Here is a 20,780-nt window from a genome sequence, read left to right on the forward strand (position 1 = left end):
TAGGCATACCCCGGCAGTTCGTGCTCTACCAGGCGAATTTCATAGATGAAATTCACGTCGCCCTGCCGTTGAACCTCCAGGCAGATCCGCGGCATAGCCGGGTCGTCTGTCACACTGGTTCGCCAGTTTTCGCGGCGCAACTCGCCTTCTACCCAGCTCATTGCGTCACGCACCGTGGTATTGATGAAGGTCTCGACGTCTTCCCGGCGAGGAAAGCTAATCAGCGTCTTCAAACGCTGCCGCCAGAGCTCCGGCCCGGCAACCCCGGTAAAACGACTCTGCACCCCGACGCGCAGACTGTCGTGACGATGGCTTTCAATAATCAATGCCCGCCAAAGCCCTACGGCCGATGCAATCATAATCAGCGCGAAAGGCAGAGCACTGATAATACTCATGGTCTGCAGCGCGCTGAGACCACCGGCCAGCAACAGTGTCGACGCCACAATCCCCTCAGCCGAGGCCCAGAATACGCGCTGCCAGACCGGCGTGTGGATCGAGCCGCCCGATGCCAGTGAATCGATCACCAGTGAGCCCGAATCCGATGAGGTGACAAAAAAAGTGATGATCAAAAAGACGGTAATCAGCGAAACAATCGAGGAAAAAGGCAGGTGCTCGTAGAGCTGGAACAAGGCAATGGTGTGGTCGGCCTGCACCTGATGAATCAGCGCTTCGTAGCCTTCGTTCATGATCAAGTGCAGGGCGGTATCACCGAAGATCGAAAACCACAGAAAGGTGAACATCGAGGGCACAAACAGCACGCCCAGCACGAACTGACGAATGGTTCGACCCCGGCTGATTTTGGCGATAAACAAGCCCACGAAAGGCGCCCAGGCAATCGTCCAACCGAAGATAAACAGCGTCCAGTTACCAATCCAGTCACTGCGACTATACGCCTGAAGATTAAAGGTTCGCTCGACAATATGGTTGAGGTAGCTGCCGGTATTTTGCAGGAAGCTCTCCAGAATATGGATCGAAGGCCCGGCCAGGAACACGAAAATCATCAGCGCAATCGCCAGCGTCATATTCAAGATAGACAGGCGCTTGACGCCCTTATCCATCCCGGCCACTACCGAAAGAATCGCCAGACAAGAGATAATGACGATCGCGATGACCTGCACCGTGCTCCCTATCGGAATCTCAGGCCATAAATAGTGCAGGCCGGCATTAATCTGGGCCACGGATAAGCCCAGCGTGGTGGCAATACCGAACATGGTGCCAAGAATCGCAAACACATCCACCGCGTGACCAATCGGTCCATAGATGCGATCGCCGATCAGCGGATAAAGCGCCGAGCGGATCGACAGCGGCAAGCCGTGGCGAAACGCAAAGTAGGCCAGCACCAGCCCCACCAATCCGTAGATCGCCCAGATGTGAAACCCCCAGTGGAAGAAGGCAATCTGCATCGCCTGGCGCGCGGAATCGACTGTCAATGCCGCGCCCTGCGGCGGCGATGAGTAGTGCAATACCGGTTCGGCCACCCCGAAAAACAGCAGTGCGATGCCATAGCCCGCCGAGAACAACATGGCGAACCAGGCCGGGAAGCTGTATTGCGGCTCGGCGTGATCCGGGCCGAGCTTGATCCGCCCCCAGGGGCTGAGCGCAACGCCAACGATAAACAGCAGAAACAGCGCCACAGACAGCATGTAAAACCAGCCAAAACTGCGGGTGACATACGACAGACTTGAGGAAAAGACTTCGCCCGCCAATTGCGGGTTACTGACGGTGCCCAGCACCAGAAGGACAATGACCACAACGGCGGGGACAAAGACCGGAACCAGCACCGTCGACTGGCGGTGGGACGGCTTTTCCATAGCGTTTTCCTTGTTTTTGGGTGTATTTACTTATTCAGTCTTAACAGATTGGGGCGTCTATTAAAAATCGTTGCGCCGATTTGGGCGGCGGAGGGCGTGCTATCTCCGCCCAGCAGCGCTATCATTCTCAGCCCGGTTGTTTTCCCCACATTCCCTGTAGAGAGACGTGATGAGCGGTACCTTATTTGTGATCTCGGCCCCGTCTGGCGCCGGGAAAACCAGTCTGGTAAAGGCACTTACTGAGTCCTGTGATCAACTACAGGTTTCCATCTCCCACACCACACGCCCGATGCGGCCCGGCGAGGAAGATGGCGTGAACTACCACTTTGTATCGAAGCCGGAGTTCGAGGCCATGCTCGAGAAATCAGCGTTTCTCGAGTACGCCGAAGTGTTCGATAACTTTTACGGCACGTCCCAACGCTGGGTGGAAGATACGCTGGCCACGGGTCACGATGTGATTCTGGAGATCGACTGGCAGGGCGCGCAACAGGTGCGCAAACTGATTCCTGCAACCACCGCCATCTTCATTCTCCCCCCCTCCAAAGAAGCATTGCAGCAGCGGCTGACCGGCCGCGGTCAGGACGACGACGCCGTGATCCAACGCCGCATGGCCGCCGCCGTGGAAGAGATGTCGCACTATGTCGAGGGGGATTACATGATCATCAACGACGATTTCGACGTCGCGCTGGAGGAGCTGAGGGCCATTCTGGTCAGCCACCGGCTGCAAATGCCCAAGCAGGAAAAACGCCATCGCGAGCTGCTCGCATCACTGCTGACATAGCCTCGCGCTTTTTGATAGACTGTGGATAACTGTCGGTGGCGTTCACGGCCACTGAGACTCAGCAAATCAGGATGCAATCATGGCCCGTATTACTGTAGAAGACTGCCTGTCGGCAGTAGATAACCGTTTTGAACTGGTAATGGTATCGAGCAAACGTGCCCGCGCCATCGCCACTGGCGGCAAAGACCCCCTCGTTCCCGAGGAAGGCGACAAGCCGACTGTACTGGCACTGCGCGAGATTGCCGACGGCAAAATCACCCGCGAAGAAATTATGGCTGCCGACGCTGCCGCAGAAGAACCTGAGCTGGACCTGGGCGTCGAACTGGATCAGCAAGCGCTGTAATTTCCCATGAGCCAGGGGCGTCGATGCACCAATACAGCTTCTTCAATCCGCAGCACAGCAAACCGGAACCGGCGCAGTCCATCGACGCCCTCGCCGACAATCTGAGCAGTTACCTCCCCGCATCGCAAATCAATCAGGTGCGGCGCGCCTATTACTACGCTGAACAGGCGCACGAAGGGCAGAACCGCCGCAGCGGCGAGCCCTACGTTACCCATCCGCTGGCGGTTGCCGGCATCCTGTCGGAGATGCACCTCGACGCCCAGAGCCTGATGGCAGCGATGCTGCACGATGTCATCGAAGACACCGCTATCAGCAAGCAGGACCTGACTGAGCAGTTTGGCGATTCGGTCGCCGAACTGGTGGACGGGGTCTCCAAGCTGACCCGAATCGAGTTTCAGTCCAAAGCCGAGCAACAGGCGGAAAACTTCCAGAAAATGGCGCTGGCAATGGCCCGCGACATTCGCGTCATCCTCGTCAAACTCGCCGACCGCCTGCACAATATGCGCACCCTGGGGGTGATGCCGCCGCCCAAGCGTCGCCGCATCGCCCGCGAAACCCTGGAAATTTATGCGCCGATTGCCCAGCGTCTGGGGATGCACAATATCCGCGTGGAGTTTGAAGATCTCGGCTTTCAGGCCATGCACCCCATGCGGATATTGTGCATCAGCAAGGCGATTCGGACTCGCTTTGGCGACCGCAAGAAAACCATCGACCAGATTCGCGAAAGTCTGGAAAACTGCTTGCTTGAAGAAGGCCACAAGGCCGAAGTAATTGGCCGCGAAAAGCACCTGTTCAGCATCTACAGCAAGATGCGCAACAAGCGAAAATCACTGAAAGAGATCATGGATCTCTATGCCTTCCGCATCGTGGTGGACTCGGTCGACACCTGCTACCGCGTACTGGGCTGCGTCCACGGACTCTACAAACCGGTGCCCGGCCAGTTCAAAGATTACATCGCCATTCCCAAGGCCAACGGCTACCAGTCTCTGCACACCGTGCTGTTCGGCATGCAGGGCGTGCCCATCGAAATTCAGATTCGCACCCGCGATATGGAAGAGATGGCCAACAATGGTATCGCCGCACACTGGCTGTATAAGTCCAGTGAACAAGAGCCGAAAGGGAACTCCAGCCACGCCCGCGCCCGTCAGTGGGTGCAGGGTCTGCTGGAAATGCAGGAGCGCGCAGGCGACTCGCTGGAGTTCATTGAAAACGTCAAAATCGACCTGTTCCCCGACGAGGTGTATGTCTTCACCCCGCGTGGCGACATCATGGAACTGCCCGCCGGGGCGACGGCTGTCGACTTTGCCTATGCCGTGCACAGCGACGTGGGCAATAGCTGTGTTGCCTGTCGCATCAACCGCCGCCTGGCGCCGCTGTCTGAGCCCTTGCAAAGCGGTCAGACCGTAGAGGTCATTACCACTCCGGGCGCCCAACCGAATCCCGCCTGGCTTAACTTCGTGGTCACCGCGAAAGCCCGAAGCGGTATTCGCCACTTCCTCAAACACCAGCGCCGTGCCGAAGCCGTGTCACTGGGCAAACGCATGCTGGAGCGTGCACTGGCGAGCATGGACGAAGCACTCGATAACTTCGAGGATGCGCACCTGACACAACTCGTCGATGCCACCCACGCCAAGTCGGCGGAAAATATTTTTGAGCAGATCGGCCTCGGTAATCGGGTGGCCTACCTGACCGCTCGCCAACTGCTTAACCTGCGGGACGACCGCAGTGAAGAGGAAGACAGCAGCCTGCCCGCCGCCAGCCAGCGACAGACGATGGTCATTCACGGCACCGAAGGCTTCCTGGTCAACTTTGCTCGCTGTTGCTACCCGATTCCCGGCGACCACATTGTGGGGATTGTCAGTTCGGAGAAGGGCGTGGTGGTCCATTGCGAGAACTGCCACAACAGCATCGAGCTGCGCAGCACACCAGAGCGCGTCGTACCACTGAGCTGGGCCGACGATATCGATCGCGACTTCTCGGTGGAGCTGAAAGTTGAATTGAGCAAGCAGCGCGGCATTATTGCAGTGTTAGCGACTCGGGTAAACGGCGCTGAAGGCAGCATTGAAAAGATCAGCGTCGAGGACGAAAACCCGAAAATCAGCACCATTCATCTGGTCATCGGTGTTCGCTCTCGGGTACACCTGGCCAGCATCATGCGACGCATTCGCAATATTCCCGCCGTTTTGAAAGTGACCCGCGAGCGCCATTGATCCGCGCCGTCAACACACTGCAACAAGGAACATCACTGTGAGCAAAGAAATCATCAGTACCCCCAACGCACCGGCAGCCATCGGCCCCTACTCGCAGGCGGTGAAAACCGGCAACATGGTGTTTCTGTCCGGACAGATTCCCCTGCTTCCCGAGACCATGGAAATGATCGAAGGCGGTGTGACCGAGCAGGCCCAGCAGGTATTTAAGAATCTCAGCGCCGTTGCCGAGGCCGCTGGCGGCAGCCTCAACGACGCAGTGAAAGTGAATATCTCTCTGACCGATCTCGGCGATTTTGCCGCCGTGAACGAGGTGATGGCCTCAGTCTTCGACGAACCCTACCCCGCCCGCGCCTGCGTGCAGGTTGCCGCCTTGCCCCGCGGCGCCATGGTGGAAATCGAAGTCATTCTGGCGTTATAAGTCGTCGGGCCTGAATCCCTCCAGCACCGTTGCGAAGCCCTTTTGGTAGTTGGGGTAACGCAGTTCGTAACCACTCTCGCGCAGTCGGCGGTTGGCACAGCGCTTACTGCCCGTGCGGGCGATCGGCGCGCCGCCCTGTTCATAGGGAACATCGAGCTGATCGGCCAGCCAGCGCTGCACGTCCTGAATGGCTACCGGTTCGTCATCGCTGGCCAGATAGCAGGCCTCCAAGGCCTCACCGGCATCGGCCCGCTCAAGCAAGTGGCAGAGGAAACCCACGCAGTCGTCCCGATGAATCCGGTTGCTGTAGTGCAGCGGCTCTGTCGGCGCACATTCCCCGTTATGCACCTTCTTCAGCATCTGAAACCGTCCGGGGCCGTAAATCCCAGTGAAGCGCACCACTGAGCAGGGCGTGCCGCTGCCCAGCGCCAACTGCTCGCCGCGCAGCAGGCTTTTACCCGCAAAACGCGGCGGTTCGGTGGGGCTGTCTTCATCTACCCATTCGTGTTCACGCTGGCCGTAGACGCCGCTGCTGGAAACAAACAACAGCCGCTTCGGCGCAGGAGAAATTGCCGCCAGCAACGCCGACATGGCGCGCTCAAAAATGCGCTGATAGCCGTCCTCGGTATAAGACGCTGGCGTCAGTGTCATCAGCACATAGTCGGCGCTCAGCGGCGGCAGCGCAGCCAGGCTCTCTGGATCACTCAGGTCTGCGGCGATACCGCTAACCCCTTCGGGCAGCTTGTCCGTCTGACGGCGCAGACCCTGCACCTGCCAGCCGCGTTGCAAAAAATGCTCGGCGACACCGCTGCCAATATCTCCGCAACCGACAATCAAAAGCCGTTTCTGCTCAGCGCTGCTCATACTGTTCCCACCTCGGTTCAAGCCTCGACGGGGCTCAGGCATACTAGGGCCTGCCCCGATATCGGCCCAGCAGCATACCGCAGAGGACAGACCATGACAGCACCCGCCCGCTATATTGCCGTCGACGACAACCACGGCCTGCATATCGAACACCACAATCCCGGTCAGCCCGGCCCCGGTGAAGTGTTGATTGCCGTGAATGCCGCGGGCATCAACCGCCCGGACCTGATGCAGCGCTACGGACTGTATCCGCCACCGGCTGGCGCCAGTCCAATCCTGGGGTTGGAAGTCGCCGGTACCGTGATTGCCACCGGCGAAGGGGTCAGCGGCTGGAAGCCCGGCGACCGGGTCTGCGCCCTGTGCAACGGCGGTGGCTACAGTGACCGCGTCCTGGTCCCCGCCAGTCAGTGTCTGCCCATTCCCGGCGCCCTGAGCGATGTCGAAGCCGCCGCCCTGCCCGAAACCTATTTCACCGTCTGGTACAACGTCTTCGAACGCGGCGCTCTGCGCCCCGGCGAACGCTTTCTGGTTCACGGCGGCAGCAGTGGCATTGGCACCACCGCCATCACCCTGGCCGGCGCGATGGGCGCCACCGTCTACGCCACGGCGGGCAATGCCGACAAGTGTGCCGCCTGCGAATCACTGGGGGCCAGTCGCGCGATCAACTACAACGAAGAAGACTTTGTCGAGGTGCTGAAAAAAGACACCGAGGGACAGGGCATCGACGTGATTCTCGACATGGTCGGCGGCGACTATGTGCAGCGCAATTTTGAGGTGGCCGCCATCGAAGGCCGCATCGCCAATATCGCCTTTCAGGGCGGCTTCCGCAGCGAAGTGAATTTCCTGCCGCTGCTGATGAAGCGTCTTGTGCTCAGCGCCTCCACCCTTCGCGCCCAGAGCAGCGAGCAAAAAGCGGCCATAGCCAATGCCCTGCGCGAACGCGTCTGGCCCCTGCTGGGACGCGGCGAACTCAAGCCAGTGATCGACAGCGTATACCCCTTTGCAGCCGTGGCCGAAGCCCATCAGCGTATGGAGAGCGGCGCCCACATCGGCAAGATCGTGCTCGATCTGAACGCAGACTGACAATCAAGTAGGCAGCAGCCTGGGGGCGTTGTACACTGGCCCGCATAATAGTTAAAGACTATCGCAAAAGGCCTTTTTGTGACGCTCACCGAATTACGCTACATCATCGCCCTGCAAGAAACCGGGCATTTTGGCAAAGCCGCCGAGCAGTGCCATGTCAGCCAGCCCACGCTCAGCGTGGCCATTAAAAAGCTGGAGGACGAACTGGAAGTCTGCCTGTTCGAGCGCAATCGCGGGCAGGTCACCACCACGCCCATCGGCGAACGCATTATTGCCCAGGCCCGTCACGTGCTTGAGCAAGCTGAGCACATCCGCGAGCTGGCCGAACTGGGTCGCGACCCGTTGGGCAGCCCGCTATCGCTGGGCGCCATCCATACCGTGGGCCCCTACCTCTACCCCCGCGCCATTCCGCAGATCCGCGAGCTGGCGCCGCAGATGTCACTGTATATCGAAGAGAATATGACCGCCGTGCTGCGCGAGCGCCTGCGCAGCGGCAAGCTCGACGCCATCATCATTGCCCTGCCGTTTAACGAGCCGGAAGTCGTCACTCAGCCACTCTACGAAGAGCCCTTTGTGGTGCTGCTGCCCAGTGATCACCCGCTGGCCGCCAAGCCCGCCATCGACCACAACGACCTGACCCAGCAAAATGTGCTGCTACTGGGCGAAGGGCACTGCTTCCGCGATCAGGTACTGGATGCCTGCCCGGGATTGCGCCAGCACATGGCCAAGAGTGACCGCTTACTTCAATCCGTGGTTGAGGGCAGCTCGCTGGAGACCCTGAAGCATATGGTTGCCTCCAAACTGGGCATCAGCATCCTGCCGCTCTCCGCTGCACAAATCGGCACCTACGGCGGCGGCCTGCTCTGCACCCGGCCCTTTGCCGGCGCGCCACCCACCCGGCAAATCGCGCTGGCCTGGCGGGCCAGCTTCCCCCGGCATCAGGCCATTGATGTGATCAGCCGCGCGGTGAAGCAGATCAGCGCACAACTGCCCGCCACCGCCGCCTGATGACCGAAGCCCTGCACCAGGTCGACATCGGCGCCCTGAAGGGCGTTGGCCCACGCCTGCGGGAAAAGCTTCAGGGGCTGGGCCTACGCAATGTTCAGGACCTGCTGTTTCACTTGCCACTGCGCTACCAGGACCGCACCCGTATTTGCCCAATCGGTGGCCTGCAACCCGGCGCCGACGTGGTCATTGAAGGGGAGATTCTGGCCGCCGATATCGTCTTTGGTCGCCGCCGCAGTCTTGTCTGCCGGCTGCGCGACGGCACCGGCACCACCACCCTGCGCTTCTTCCATTTTAACGCTGCACAAAAGCAACAGCTCAGCAAAGGCGCTCGCCTGCGCTGTTTTGGCGAAGCCCGGCGCGGCGCCAGCGGGCTGGAGTTCTACCACCCGGAATACCGGGTGCTCGACAGCGCCGTCTCACTGCCTGTGGAAGACCGACTTACGCCGATTTACCCCAGCACCGAGGGCTTTGCCCAAACTCGCTGGCGCAGCCTCTGCGAGCAAGCGCTCAGCTATCTCGACCGTCACCCTATCGCCGAATGGTTGCCGCCCACGGCGCTGCCCGGCCGCTGGACACTGGCCGAGGCCCTGCGCTATCTGCATCATCCGCCGGTCGACGCCTCGCTGACTCAACTTCAGCAAGGACTGCACCCCGCCCAGCAACGACTGGCCTTCGAAGAACTGCTGGCCCACAACCTTGCCCTGCAACAACTGCGCAAGCAGGCCCAGCGTCTGGCGGCCCCGATGCTGGACGGTCCCGACGCGCTAGAGCAGGGCTTTCTGCAGCAGCTCGGCTTTACCCTGACCGGGGCGCAACAACGTGTCGTCGCCGAAATTCGCAGCGACCTGCTGCGCGCCAGCCCCATGCTGCGGCTGGTACAGGGGGATGTCGGCAGCGGCAAAACCGCGGTGGCGGCAATGGCCGCGCTGCGCGCCGTAGCCAGTGGCTATCAGGTCGCCATAATGGCGCCCACCGAAATTCTCGCCGAACAGCACTTCCAGAGCTTTGCAGGCTGGCTGGCCCCACTGGGCCTGGAAGTCGCCTGGCTCAGTGGAAAACAGAAAGGCAAAGCCCGCGCCGCCGCCCAGCAACGCGTTGCCGAGCACAGTGCCCACGTGGTGGTGGGCACCCACGCGCTGTTTCAGGACGAGGTGGTGTTCGCCCGACTGGGACTGGTGATTATCGACGAGCAACACCGCTTTGGTGTGCATCAGCGTCTGGCGCTGAAACAAAAAGGCGAGGCACAGGTGGGCCAGCCCCATCAGCTCATCATGACCGCCACGCCGATTCCGCGCACACTGGCAATGACCGCCTACGCCGACCTCGATACCTCGGTGATCGACGAACTGCCACCGGGGCGCAGCCCGGTGAATACCGTGGTACTGGCCAACGACCGGCGCGAGCAGATTATTGAGCGACTGCGCGCCGTGTGCCTGAGCGGCCAGCAGGCTTACTGGGTATGCACGCTGATTGAAGAGTCCGACAAACTCCAGGCCCAGGCCGCAGAGGTAAGTTGGGAGCTATTGCGCGACGCCCTGCCCGAGCTGAGCGTCGGGCTGGTCCACGGCCGGATGAAACCCGCAGAAAAAGCGGCGGTGATGGCCGAATTTAAAGCGGGCACACTGAACCTGCTGGTGGCCACCACCGTCATCGAAGTGGGCGTGGATGTGCCCAATGCCACCCTGATGATTATCGAAAACGCCGAGCGCCTGGGCCTGGCCCAGCTCCACCAGTTGCGCGGCCGGGTGGGTCGCGGCAAACAGCAGAGTCACTGCGTACTGCTCTATCAAAGTCCGCTATCACGCAATGGCCGCCAGCGGCTGTCGGCCCTGCGCGACAGCAATGACGGTTTTGTGATCGCCGAACAGGACCTGCAACTGCGCGGCCCCGGCGAGGTGTTAGGCACCCGCCAGACCGGCCTGATGAGTTTTAGGATTGCCGACCTGCAGCGCGACGATCACCTGCTGGACAGCGTGCGTGAACAGGCGCAGATACTGCTGCGCGATCACCCCGAGCACGTCCAACCGCTCATCGACCGCTGGCTGGCCGACCGCAGCCTGTACGCCAGCGTGTAGTGGACTGGCAGGGGACTATAGTCGGGGGCTAGAGTCGCGCATTAAAAGAATTCGTATTCCAGCAGCAGACGAATCGCGTGGTCCGCACTGTCGCGGTCCAGTCCGGCAATGGCCGCCAGCTCCCAACGCAACGAGCGTCCCGCCGCTAGCTTCACCGTGCCATAAAGTGCGGGGCCTATGCCCCGGTAGTCCTCGCCAAGGAACAGCTCCACCCCCGGCTCCAGCACCGCCCGATAGCGGTAGCGCGCCTGCAATGCCAGCCTCGTCTCCAGCTCACTGCGCAAGCCTTTCTGTTTTTCGTGAATCAGCGAGGCATTGGCAATGCCCTGCCAGGATGTCCAGTCTTTCTGTGCCAGCAGCGACACCGCCAGTTCACGCTCGTCACCCTCACGGTCCTGTTCATATTCCAGCTGCAGTCCCCAATCACTTTCGTACTCTCCCTGCTCGGTAAGCTGCCAGCGCGCCTCCAGCTCCAGCGCCTCAATACGGTCGCTGAACTGGGTATCGGCGGCAATGACATAGGCTTCCAGTGCCACTCGCTCGCTGATCGCCGCGCCAAAGCCCAGCTTTTGCACATGCAGACCTTCAGGCGCCTGAAGGCCGCCGTCAGCCTGGATATAGCGGTATTCCAGTTCCTTCTCCAGCGGCTGCACGTAGGGCGAATAGAGACGATCCACCGGCAGGCCGTCCGCCCATAATGGCGTGCTAACGCCCAGCGCAAGCCCCCAGACCAGCCGCCGCATCATGCGGTGCTCCCGTTTCGCCGCCATTGCCAGAACAACACCGACGTCATCAATAACACACTCCCGCCATACGCCCACAACTGCGCGGGCGCGGGTGTCGCTTCATACCCCAGCATGGCATAGAGGAGTTGTCCGGCCACACCCTCCTCAGGCAACCAGCCCGAGCTATCCCACACCCTGCCACCGGGAAGATAATCCGCCTGTATCAGCAGCCCCGACGCCTGCAAGATCATCGCGCCCGACACCACCGTCAGCAGCACGAAAATGGCGCGATAGCCCCACTTCGACGGCAGCAAACACAAGGCGTAATACAGCAGTGCACCGGCACTGGCGCCAATACCCAGGCCGATCAGCGAGCCGCGATACAGGCTGCTGCGCACATCGTCGTGCTGCTGAAACGCGGAGATGTAGAGAATGATTTCCTCGCCCTCGCGACTCACTGCCACCGTCACTGCCGTTGCCATCAGCACACCCATCAGCACCGTGTGGGACGACTCGCGCAGCGCCAGCACGCCGATACACAGCAGCGCCAGATAAAGCACGCCATGTAGAAAGGCCAGAAACAGCTCTTGCCCAACCCCATCGGCCATCTCGGAGATGGCGCCCATGCTGCGCGCAATAAGCAGCGACGCCAACAGACCAGCAATCAGGCCCCACAACAGACCTCGTCGACTGCCACCCTGCATTTGCCTGAGCGCGGCGAGCACGCTGATCAGCAGCGCGGCTTCCAACACTTCTCGCAATACAATAATGACACTGGTTAATAACATGACAACTTCTCTATGCCGCTATTCAGCGATCATCGTGCCCTGGGCCGTTTTGGGATTGAACTCGCCAAAAAAGGGATACTCACCCGGTGCCAGCGGGCCGATAAAAATAATCGCCTTGCGCTTACCGAGGATGACTTTTTCGCGATTCAGTTCGTAGCTCTCGAACTCTTCCGGCGTGGGGTCCTGATTGTCGACTCGCAGCTTGAATTTGACGTTAGCAGGCACCTTAAGCTGCGAGGGATAAAACAGGTGGTCGCGGATCACCAGCTCGACCACTGGCTTATCCGCCAGGCAGACCGACGACAACATCAGCAACAGCGCGCCGTTAATCACTGCCCGCCACATCGGCCCCTCTCCTCTCACCACGCTGCTCTATAAACTGCACACACACCCGCAAGCCACCTTCCGCACGGTTTTCCAGCCGCAGCTCCGCGCCGTGTAACTGGGCAATATGTTCAACGATCGACAAACCCAAGCCGCAGCCGGACTGACCGGAATCGTGCCGATCACCGCCCACGCGATAAAAGCGCTCACGCACCCGCGCCAGTTGTGCCTCCGGAATGCCCGGCCCGGAGTCTTCCACACACAGGCTGGCCCCGTCGTCAGTTTCGCGAATCCGCAGGTCGATACTCGCCCCCGGCGGGCTGTATTTATTGGCGTTGCGCAGCAGGTTCTCCACCAGAATCCCCAGCGGAAAGCGGTCGCCCTGAATGCTTGCCTCACCCTGCAGGCTAAGCTGCTGCTGACGGGCGTCGATGTCGGCAAAGCAGGCGCTGCTCACTTCTCGTGCCAATGCGGCCAGATCAATCGTCTCCCACTGGCGGGGGTAGTGTTCGGGATTGCTGCGATGCAACAGCAGTAGCTGCTCGACCAAGTGCGCCAAGCGCGCCACATCGGCACTCAGGCAATCCAGTGATTCACTGGGCTCGCTCAGCTCGGCGCGCAAGTTGTGGAGGTGAATCTGAATGGCGCTGATCGGCGTGCGCAGCTCGTGGGCAGCATCGGCAGAAAAGCGTCGTTCGCGCTCAAAGGCCGCGTCGAGACGGCGCAATAGCTGGTTAATCGACTCCAGTACCGGCTGCAATTCCTCCGGCGCGCGCTCCACCCTTACCGGACTGAAATCATCACTGCGCTTGCGGCGCAGCAGATTCGCCAGTCGGGTCAGGCTGCTCAGCCCGCGACCGACAATCAGCCACAGCAGCAAGCCCACTATCGGCACCACCAACAGCACCGGTGCCACCGACTCCATAATCACGTTTTCAGCAAGCTGATAACGCAGGTCCAGCCGCTCCGCCACAATCACCGTACGCAGCGGCTCACCACCGCGCCGCTGCAACATGCGCCAACGATAACCGCCCACGTTCTCTTCGGAAAAACCGTCTGGCAATTGCAGCGCGGTTACCGGCATCTGCGCCGAGCGCCAGCGCAGTTGCCCCTGTTCGTCGATAAGCTGAAAGGCCTGAAGCTGCTCGTCCACCGGCGGCGACGCGCCATCGGGCAGCGGCATCGCCAGAAAGTGTCCGGCCATGTCGAACAGCTTGTCGTCCAGCAGTTGCTCGGCCTTGGCCATGCTCGCCCGATAGCCGTGCAGCGCTGCCACAAAATTGCTGAGCATCAACACCGCCAGCAGGCTGATCAGCAGGAAGCGTCGCAGTGATCTCACGCCCCGGGCTCCAGTACATAGCCTACGCCGCGAATATTTTTTATCAGTCCCGTGCCCAGCTTTTTGCGCAGGTTGTGGATATACACATCGATGGTATTACTGCTGACATCGTCATCCCAGGTGTAGAGCTTCTCTTCCAGTTGTTCACGACTGAACACCTGACCGGGGCGATCGGCCAGCGCCCGCAACAGCGCAAACTCTCGCCGCGACAGTTTGACCGGCTCGCCGCGCAAGCTGACGGCATGGCGGGCCAGATTGATCTGCACCGGACCGAGACTCAGCTCGTTGTCCTGCAGTTCATTACCGCGACGCCCCAGCACACGAATGCGCGCCAGTAACTCTTCCACCGCAAAGGGTTTGGTCAAGTAATCATCGGCGCCACCGTCCAAGCCGGAGAGTTTGTCATTGAGAGCATCGCGGGCGGTGAGAATCAGTACCGGCACCGCACTGCCTGCCGCACGCAACTCACGCAGCACCGACAGGCCATCCATATCCGGCAGGCCCAGATCCAGTACCACCATGTCGATAGGCGTGTCGCGGGCAAAACGCAATGCCTCGGCGCCATTGTCCACATGGTCCACCGCATGGGCCGCCCGAGTTAAGGCCGTCTTGATACCGCTGGCCAGCGAGCGGTCATCTTCTACCAGCAGTACGCGCAAAAATTGCTCACCTTTTTCCGATTGATTGTATGTCAGTCCATTGCGCTCAAGGCCTGGCGAATCTGCTCGCGCCGCCCCTCGTCGGCCAGCGACCGGCCGGGACGCGCGGGGGTCGCCAGCGCTCGTTCATAATAGACCCGCGCCTGTGCCTTGTCGCCGCGGTCGCGCAGGTAATCCGCATAGAAATAGTTGGCATCAATATCTTGAGGCGCAATCGCCAGCCCTTTTTTGAGTTCGACCTCGGCCTTGCTGTTGCTGCCAAAACTGATCGGCCAGCCCGGCACCTGATAGTAAAGCGAGCCCAGACTGGTGTGTGCCGCGCCATTGAGCGCGTGCTCATCTATCGCTATCGCCGCCTCGAGATCGCGACGGGCATCGCGCAGTAGCGACAGCGCCCCCAGCCCGCCCTGGTAACCGGCCAGCGTCGCCTCGGCAATGCCGCGCCAGATCAGCGCTTCTACCTGCTTTGGCTGTGTGGACAACTCGGCGTCGAGTTCGTCGATCACCGCCTGCATCGCCGCAGACTGCTGGTCCGGCGGCAGGCGGTACTGGATCTCCGCCCAACGCTGCTGAGCACTCTGCCAATTCGCTGCCCACACCGTGCTGCTGAACAGCAAACTGAGGGCAAACAGACAGGTAAGTCGGTTCATCAGCTATCTCCTCCACGTCGGGCGTAGTAAAGAATGCGCGGCAACTGCTTGCGCAGGCTGCCCGCCACCAGCGTTGGCAACAGGGCATTCAGTCGCACAAACAAGCGCTCCGGCCAGCCAAGATAGCGGTTCTGGCTGCGGCGCTGATGCAACAGTGCCTGCACCGCGTCGGCCACGACTGCGGGCTTGTCCACGGCATTCCCCAGCTCGGCATTCATCGCCACCACGGCCTCACTGTTGATATCGGTCGCCACCGCGCGGGGGGCAAGATAATGAATGGCGATCTCGCGATCAGCCAGCTCCCGCTGCAACGCCTCGGTAAAGCCTCGCAGGGCAAATTTGCTGGCGCAGTAGCCACTGAAACCGGGATAGCCGATGCTGCCAAAACTGGAGCCGACATTGATCAGCGTGGCGTGCTCGCTGCGCAGCAGCGTGGGAAGCAGTCGGCGACTGAGCAGCATCGGCGCCAAGGTATTGACCTTCAACATCATTGCCAGCGCGTCGGGCTCGCTGTCATCCAACGTGGCAAACTGTGAGCAACCGGCGTTGTTAATCAGCACGTCCAGCACCACGCCCGTGCCCAGCATGGCATCGGCCAGGGCATCAATCGATCTCACGTCACTGAGATCTGCCTGCCAGCAATGATGCTGCGCCGTATTTTTCAGACTGTTTCGCAGAGCCTCCAGAGCCTCGGACTGTCGGCCAATCAGATGCAGGCGGTGGCCGTCTTCAGCCAATGCCTGACAGATCGCGCGACCAATACCACCGTTGGCACCGGTGACCGCAATACTCAGTGTCGTCATAGGTCCTCCTCGATCACGCGGCCTGAGTCACCGCATCGCGCCGACCCAGCTCGCGGAAAATATCGCCGTAAAGCTGGTAGAAGCAGCGGGCGCTATGGATGATCTGCTGCTGATCGTCCGGCCGCTCAATGCGGTTCATCAGCCCCTTGAAGAAGTCCACATGTTCAATGTCCAGCGCGCCGTGGGATTTGAGATAGCTGAAAGCCTTGTTGGGCAGACCCAGACGCTGCTGAATGGCCTCGGCCGCCTTGTCGGCCACCGCGATGCTCGTGCCCTCCAGCACCTGCACCATGCCGAAAAAGCCCAGCGGATTGACCCGGTGGATGGTGTCGTAGGCGTAGGCCACCATCAATTCTGTGCTGCGCGCCGGACGGCTGTGGCGCACCGCCTCCTTGTCGCCCCCGGCGGCGGCGATATCGTTCAGAATCCACTCCTGATGGCCAGTCTCTTCCTCGATGTACTCCGCCACCGCCACCCGCAGCCATTCTTCGTCGTCGCTCAGGCGGCTGCCGCAGGCCATCAGCAGCGGCACGGTATGTTTGACGTGGTGATAGGCCTGGCCGAGAAAGGCGAGGTAGTCCTCACGGCTCAGTCCCTCTTCCACACCGCGGCGGATGAAGTCGATACTGTAAAGGCCAGCGCGCTCGTCAGCCGTGGCCGCTTGCAGACGATCATAAAATTCCATACATCAGGTCCTCGTTATCGCGGTCAATATTTCCGGCGACCGTATCGGTACGAGCGTCGGCATAGCAGTCTTCAATCAGGGCGGCGTAATGGCGGGCAATCGCCTCGCGGCGCGGACGGCCGTTGGCGGTCAGCAGGCCGTCGGCCGCACTGAGCGGTGTCGGCAGTCGCCGCCACTGGCGGATGCGCGCGTAGTCGGGCAGCTCGGCATTGCAACGCGCAATATGGGCGCTGACCTCGGCGTCATCGCTGCACGGCAAAACCGTCAGCAACGCCGCGCAGTGCGGACGCGCATCGCCCACCACCACACATTGCACAATGGCAGAGTGACGCAGCAGCTCGCTTTCGGGCCATTCGGGGGAGATGTTGCGGCCATAGCTGTTTATCAGCAGGTTTTTGCGGCGGCCACTGAGCCACAGAAAGCCCTCTTCATCGAAGTGACCCAGATCACCGGTCGCCACCCGGTACCGGGTATTGGCTTTATCGCCCAGATAGCCAAGAAAGGCATTGCCCTCGGCCATCACTTCACTACCTTCCAGCGACAGCTGGCAGTGGTGTAACGGCCGGCCCGCCGAACCGGGTTTATCGGCGCCGGGCACGTTCACTGTGAGTACCGAGCCACACTCCGACAGGCCGTAGCCCTCGTATACCGGCCAGCCTTTTTCGCGACCGTTGAGCAACAGCGCCGGCGCGGTGCGCGAGCCACCGACAGCCACAAAGCGCAGACTATCCGGCGGGCTGTCGGGCAGTTCGCAGAGCGCCTTCAACAATTGCGGCAGCAGCACCGCGGTGTCGGGGCGACGACGCTGGAAACACCGCATCAGCCGCGCAACGTCCATACCACCACTGCCCGCCCAGCCCAGTGTGGCCAGGCTGGGCAGTACCACCTCGCCGCCACGCAACAGCGCCGCATAAACCCCTGCGACATTTTCCAGCAAGGTGGCCAGCGGCAATATCGCCAGATGGCGCCGCAGCGGCAGTTCCGCCAGCGCAGCATTGATCGCCTGCGCGGTGCGCAGTTGCGCAGCCGCCGACAGACACACGCCCTTGGCCTGCCCGGTCGATCCAGAGGTATAGGTAATTTTGGCGCAGCCCCCCGGCAGCGCGGTGGGGGGAGGTGACTCGCGGCCAGCCTCCTGAACGATGGTCACCGCCTGCAAGCTGCCACAGTGCAGCGTATCGGCACAGGTAGTCAGCGACACGATGCGCGGCGCCGCTGTAGCATCAAAAAACAGCAACTCTGCCCCGCTGTCTTGCAAGGCGTGACGGAGCTGCTGGTCGGAGAAATAGGCGGGCAGAGGAATCAGCGCGACCTCTGCCCAGAGTGCGGCCAGATCGCAAATCAGCCAGTCCGGGCCGTTATCCGCCATCAGCGCGAGACGTTTAATACCGCGACTTCGCAGTGTGCTGGCCAGTGCCTGACTGGCCGACAGCAATTGCCCATAGCTGAGTTGTTCGCCATCGCCGCTCAGCGCCACCTCCCAATCGGTGGTGGCGCAGCTCAACATGGCCGCCGAAAAGCGCGGCTCGCGCAGCAGACGGCACTGTGCATCCAGCGCGTTGACCGCCACCACCTGTGGGCGACTGTCGTAATAGCTGCCCCAGTCGGCAAGCGCATCGCCGAGGCGTTCGCCCCGCGCCTCGCCAAGCACATACTGCAGCAAGCCGAGGCGGCTGAGCAGCTTGCGCACTTCGGGTGTGGCGGTAAAAATGGCCCACTCGGCTCCGATGCGATTGATATACGCCGTGAGCATCAGAAACAGCAGTTGGCTGGCGCCGCCACCGCAAGAGGCCAGATTGCCCACTTCAATCAGACTGTCACGGGCAACCGGACGCCCCACGGCCTTGCCCAGCAGGACTTCCGCAGGCGCCACTAAATACTGTTCAAGAAACAGCGAGCCCTGCTCATCGGCTCGGGCCACGCCCAACGCCGCGCGCAACTGTCCCGCTCGCTCTACTGCCAGGAAAGACGGCAGAAAGTGGCTGAGCACAGCGCCGTAGCGGCGCTGGAAAACAGCAGCAATAAAGGCTTCGTAGCCGGAGCGGGTCGCACTGTGGCTGGGGACAAACCGCAGTTGCGTGTCGCTCGGCAAGGTTGAAACCACCGGCTGGCGCGGCGCCGACAACTGAGCGTGGTTCAGGGCAGTGTTCATCTGCAATCCCTCCAAGGGGTTTGACGATGAGACCAGCCTAGGGCGGAAAACTTAAAACAAACTTAAAGCTGAAAAATCGTCCCGCTGGCGACCTCTCAGGCAGCAGGGCCGGGAATTAATCTGCTATTAATCTGCCCGTCAATGCCTATTCACCCCTGCCGTGGATACTGATCCTGTCACCTACACAGGAGAGATCACATGAAAGCGTTAGTACCGATGACCGCCGCTGTTTTGGCCCTCACTTCTTTCAGCGCAAGCGCAGGCGTGCTGACCGAGGACAAAATTCTTGAGGCGCAGAGCAAATGGGCGGAAGGCATTGTGCGCATTGGCGAAGCCAAGTTGGGTGGTGGAGACTACCGCAGCGAAGCACAGAAACTGCTGGACAGCCTCTACAATTACAACAACGGTGAGGTGCTGTTCAAGCCCACAAAAGCGAAGAATGATCAGTTCCGGGAGACCTTCGAAGAAGCCCACTCCTACTTCGTTACCGGTGTGGTGGAAGAGGATGACGGTTTTGCGATCAACCCCTGGAAACAGGTGCGCTTCGATAACCACGACATCATGATCCACGATGATTTTGCGGTGGCGATGGGCAACTACTTCTTCACCACACTGGACGAGAAGGAAGTGAAGGTCGAATACACCTTTGGCTATCGGATGGATGAACAGGGCGACCTCAAGATTGTCCTGCACCACTCCTCCCTGCCCTTCGGTTCCTGAACTCACAGGGCGGCCTACTGGGCCGCCCTGCTCTTTCGATGATATATCCCCCACTTTGCCAAGGATATTCCTTATGCCAAGCAACCGCAGAGGCCTGGCGGTTATGGCGCTGCTACTGGGTTTCGCCGGCACCAACGCCCAGGCGGGCAACACCGGCGGCGTATTTGGCCCGGCGATTAACGCCGACGATCGCAGCCTGCAATATCGCTACGCCAGGGTCACCGAAAACGATCATTTCGCCCACCGGCTTCACTATCAACATGCCTTTAACGCTAAGTATCGCGGTCGCGCCGTGGTCCAATACCGCGACCAACCATCCGGGCAGGATTTCGACCAACTGCGCCTCGAGCTTCAGCACCAGTTTGTTGACGCCCGAGAGCACAACGGCATTTGGCATAGCGCCCTGCGCGGCGATCTGGTGATTCGCGACGATAATCGCCCGGAAGATATCGGCCTGCATTGGACAAATCAGTGGACACTGAGCGATCGCTGGCAGGCCACCGCGCTGCTGCTCACCCTTCGCCAAGTCGGCGATCAACGCCTGCCGGGTATTCAGATCAGCAGTCGCTATCAGCTCGGCTACCGCTACCACGGCCGTCACCGCATTGCCCTGGAGAGCTACAACAGCCATGGCCCACTGAACAAGCTGGGCATGCCGGACGACCAGCAACAACAGGCGGGGCCGTCGCTGAGCGGCCAATGGCAAAAGATCGGCTATAAGCTCGGGTATTTGCACGGCCTGAATACGGCGACGCCGGAAGATACCGTCACCCTCTGGCTCAACCTTGCGTTGTGAGCCGTGGTGGTCGCACAGAACCTTTTTCTTAATCGCAACGTAGAAATCTCACACGCCCTGCAAGGACGACGGCCGCTGCCATGTATAAACGTAAAGTCATCGCTTTCGCCGGACTCATCTCCGTCATCGTTATGCTGACATCGGCGCTGGTGGTGGCAACCACGCAGATCACCCGCACCAATCTCACCCAAAACAATATCGCCCAGGCACTGTTGAACGAGCATATTCTGGTATCGGGCACCTCCTACCGGCTGTTTAAACAGCTCACCGACGAATTGATCTTTGGTAAAGATGCCAACCAGGCCGAGGTCCGCAATAAAAGCGCGATTATCCAGCAGAGCATTGCCAAGATCATCGAGTTGGAGGAGCGGCAACGGCAGGCGCTGGGCGAGGAAGCGACCCAGGGCAGCGTGGAGGATACCGGCGCCCTCGCCGCCCTGCTCGATGAAATCATCAGCGAATTCCGACTGGTGATTGCCGAGCAGAACCGCAGCCAGCTACAGCAGCGGGAAAAGATCCAGCGGCTGCTGGAAGTCACTATCGACA

Annotated in this window: 21 protein-coding genes; 10 read left to right on the top strand and 11 right to left on the bottom strand. The window is 60.6% G+C overall.

The window, feature by feature from the left end; genetic code table 11:
* Positions 1-1,811 (bottom strand): BCCT family transporter (locus AC5DB9_RS15060; protein WP_491732075.1); only part of this gene is annotated, 1,811 nt, incomplete at its 3' end.
* A gap of 169 nt (positions 1,812-1,980) precedes the next feature.
* Between AC5DB9_RS15060 and gmk the strand changes: the two genes are divergently transcribed.
* From gmk to AC5DB9_RS15080, 4 genes are all read left to right on the top strand, one after another.
* Positions 1,981-2,592, top strand: coding sequence for a guanylate kinase (gene gmk / locus AC5DB9_RS15065; RefSeq protein ID WP_022959055.1), 612 nt, complete (start codon positions 1,981-1,983; stop codon positions 2,590-2,592).
* 79 nt (positions 2,593-2,671) lie between these two features.
* On the top strand, positions 2,672-2,935 hold the full coding sequence (rpoZ, locus tag AC5DB9_RS15070; protein WP_022959054.1) for a DNA-directed RNA polymerase subunit omega: 264 nt from the start codon (positions 2,672-2,674) through the stop codon (positions 2,933-2,935).
* 23 nt (positions 2,936-2,958) lie between these two features.
* Positions 2,959-5,145 carry a bifunctional GTP diphosphokinase/guanosine-3',5'-bis pyrophosphate 3'-pyrophosphohydrolase gene (spoT, locus tag AC5DB9_RS15075; RefSeq protein ID WP_272994047.1) on the top strand — a complete coding sequence of 729 codons (2,187 nt, stop codon included), beginning with the start codon at positions 2,959-2,961 and terminating at the stop codon, positions 5,143-5,145.
* A gap of 37 nt (positions 5,146-5,182) precedes the next feature.
* Complete coding sequence (locus tag AC5DB9_RS15080; protein ID WP_022959052.1) at positions 5,183-5,563, top strand: RidA family protein; 381 nt, start codon at positions 5,183-5,185, stop codon at positions 5,561-5,563.
* Here the strand turns inward: AC5DB9_RS15080 and AC5DB9_RS15085 are convergent.
* Positions 5,558-6,427 (bottom strand): SDR family oxidoreductase, encoded by an 870-nt coding sequence (locus AC5DB9_RS15085; RefSeq protein WP_022959051.1) that lies wholly within the window; start codon positions 6,425-6,427, stop codon positions 5,558-5,560. The genes AC5DB9_RS15080 and AC5DB9_RS15085 overlap by 6 nt on opposite strands.
* A 93-nt stretch (positions 6,428-6,520) precedes the next feature.
* Here AC5DB9_RS15085 and AC5DB9_RS15090 point away from each other — a divergent pair, with 93 nt between their 5' ends.
* The 3 genes from AC5DB9_RS15090 to recG all read left to right on the top strand — a co-directional run bounded on the left by AC5DB9_RS15090 (position 6,521) and on the right by recG (position 10,593).
* Positions 6,521-7,510 carry an NAD(P)H-quinone oxidoreductase gene (locus AC5DB9_RS15090; RefSeq protein ID WP_272994048.1) on the top strand — a complete coding sequence of 330 codons (990 nt, stop codon included), beginning with the start codon at positions 6,521-6,523 and terminating at the stop codon, positions 7,508-7,510.
* Between the two features lie 78 nt (positions 7,511-7,588).
* Positions 7,589-8,518 carry a hydrogen peroxide-inducible genes activator gene (locus AC5DB9_RS15095; protein WP_272994049.1) on the top strand — a complete coding sequence of 310 codons (930 nt, stop codon included), beginning with the start codon at positions 7,589-7,591 and terminating at the stop codon, positions 8,516-8,518.
* Positions 8,518-10,593, top strand: coding sequence for an ATP-dependent DNA helicase RecG (gene recG / locus AC5DB9_RS15100; protein WP_272994050.1), 2,076 nt, complete (start codon positions 8,518-8,520; stop codon positions 10,591-10,593). The genes AC5DB9_RS15095 and recG overlap by 1 nt, the downstream gene beginning before the upstream one ends.
* A gap of 41 nt (positions 10,594-10,634) precedes the next feature.
* Here the strand turns inward: recG and AC5DB9_RS15105 are convergent, their stop codons facing one another.
* The 9 genes from AC5DB9_RS15105 to AC5DB9_RS15145 are packed head-to-tail and all read right to left on the bottom strand — an operon-like array spanning position 10,635 to position 18,718.
* Positions 10,635-11,339: a hypothetical protein gene (locus AC5DB9_RS15105; protein WP_272994051.1), complete on the bottom strand. Its 705-nt coding sequence runs from the start codon at positions 11,337-11,339 to the stop codon at positions 10,635-10,637.
* Entirely contained in the window at positions 11,336-12,106 is a 771-nt protein-coding gene (locus AC5DB9_RS15110) for an FTR1 family protein (protein ID WP_272994052.1), read from the bottom strand. Before AC5DB9_RS15110 ends, AC5DB9_RS15105 begins: the two co-directional genes overlap by 4 nt.
* Positions 12,107-12,124: 18 nt before the next feature.
* Positions 12,125-12,451, bottom strand: a complete 327-nt coding sequence (locus tag AC5DB9_RS15115) for a cupredoxin domain-containing protein (protein ID WP_272994053.1) — start codon at positions 12,449-12,451, stop codon at positions 12,125-12,127.
* Entirely contained in the window at positions 12,432-13,769 is a 1,338-nt protein-coding gene (locus tag AC5DB9_RS15120) for an ATP-binding protein (RefSeq protein ID WP_272994054.1), read from the bottom strand. The genes AC5DB9_RS15115 and AC5DB9_RS15120 overlap by 20 nt, the downstream gene beginning before the upstream one ends.
* The gene (locus AC5DB9_RS15125; RefSeq protein WP_272994055.1) at positions 13,766-14,428 is read right to left on the bottom strand and encodes a response regulator; all 663 of its coding nucleotides are present in this window, start codon (positions 14,426-14,428) and stop codon (positions 13,766-13,768) included. Before AC5DB9_RS15125 ends, AC5DB9_RS15120 begins: the two co-directional genes overlap by 4 nt.
* Before the next feature lie 32 nt (positions 14,429-14,460).
* Positions 14,461-15,078, bottom strand: a complete 618-nt coding sequence (locus AC5DB9_RS15130) for a tetratricopeptide repeat protein (RefSeq protein ID WP_272994056.1) — start codon at positions 15,076-15,078, stop codon at positions 14,461-14,463.
* Entirely contained in the window at positions 15,078-15,881 is an 804-nt protein-coding gene (locus tag AC5DB9_RS15135) for an SDR family oxidoreductase (protein WP_272994057.1), read from the bottom strand. Before AC5DB9_RS15135 ends, AC5DB9_RS15130 begins: the two co-directional genes overlap by 1 nt.
* A gap of 13 nt (positions 15,882-15,894) precedes the next feature.
* Positions 15,895-16,566 (bottom strand): iron-containing redox enzyme family protein, encoded by a 672-nt coding sequence (locus tag AC5DB9_RS15140; RefSeq protein WP_273009948.1) that lies wholly within the window; start codon positions 16,564-16,566, stop codon positions 15,895-15,897.
* A complete protein-coding gene (locus AC5DB9_RS15145; protein ID WP_272991448.1) occupies positions 16,553-18,718 on the bottom strand; it encodes a thermostable hemolysin in 2,166 nt (721 codons plus the stop codon). Before AC5DB9_RS15145 ends, AC5DB9_RS15140 begins: the two co-directional genes overlap by 14 nt.
* Positions 18,719-18,916: 198 nt before the next feature.
* Here AC5DB9_RS15145 and AC5DB9_RS15150 point away from each other — a divergent pair, with 198 nt between their 5' ends.
* The 3 genes from AC5DB9_RS15150 to AC5DB9_RS15160 all read left to right on the top strand — a co-directional run.
* On the top strand, positions 18,917-19,438 hold the full coding sequence (locus AC5DB9_RS15150; protein WP_272991447.1) for a metal-independent carbonic anhydrase family protein: 522 nt from the start codon (positions 18,917-18,919) through the stop codon (positions 19,436-19,438).
* Positions 19,439-19,511: 73 nt separating this feature from the next.
* Positions 19,512-20,234 carry a hypothetical protein gene (locus AC5DB9_RS15155; RefSeq protein ID WP_272991446.1) on the top strand — a complete coding sequence of 241 codons (723 nt, stop codon included), beginning with the start codon at positions 19,512-19,514 and terminating at the stop codon, positions 20,232-20,234.
* Between the two features lie 80 nt (positions 20,235-20,314).
* Positions 20,315-20,780 (top strand): hypothetical protein (locus tag AC5DB9_RS15160; RefSeq protein WP_491732076.1); only part of this gene is annotated, 466 nt, incomplete at its 3' end.

It is taken from the genome of Spongiibacter sp., from assembly GCF_984394615.1.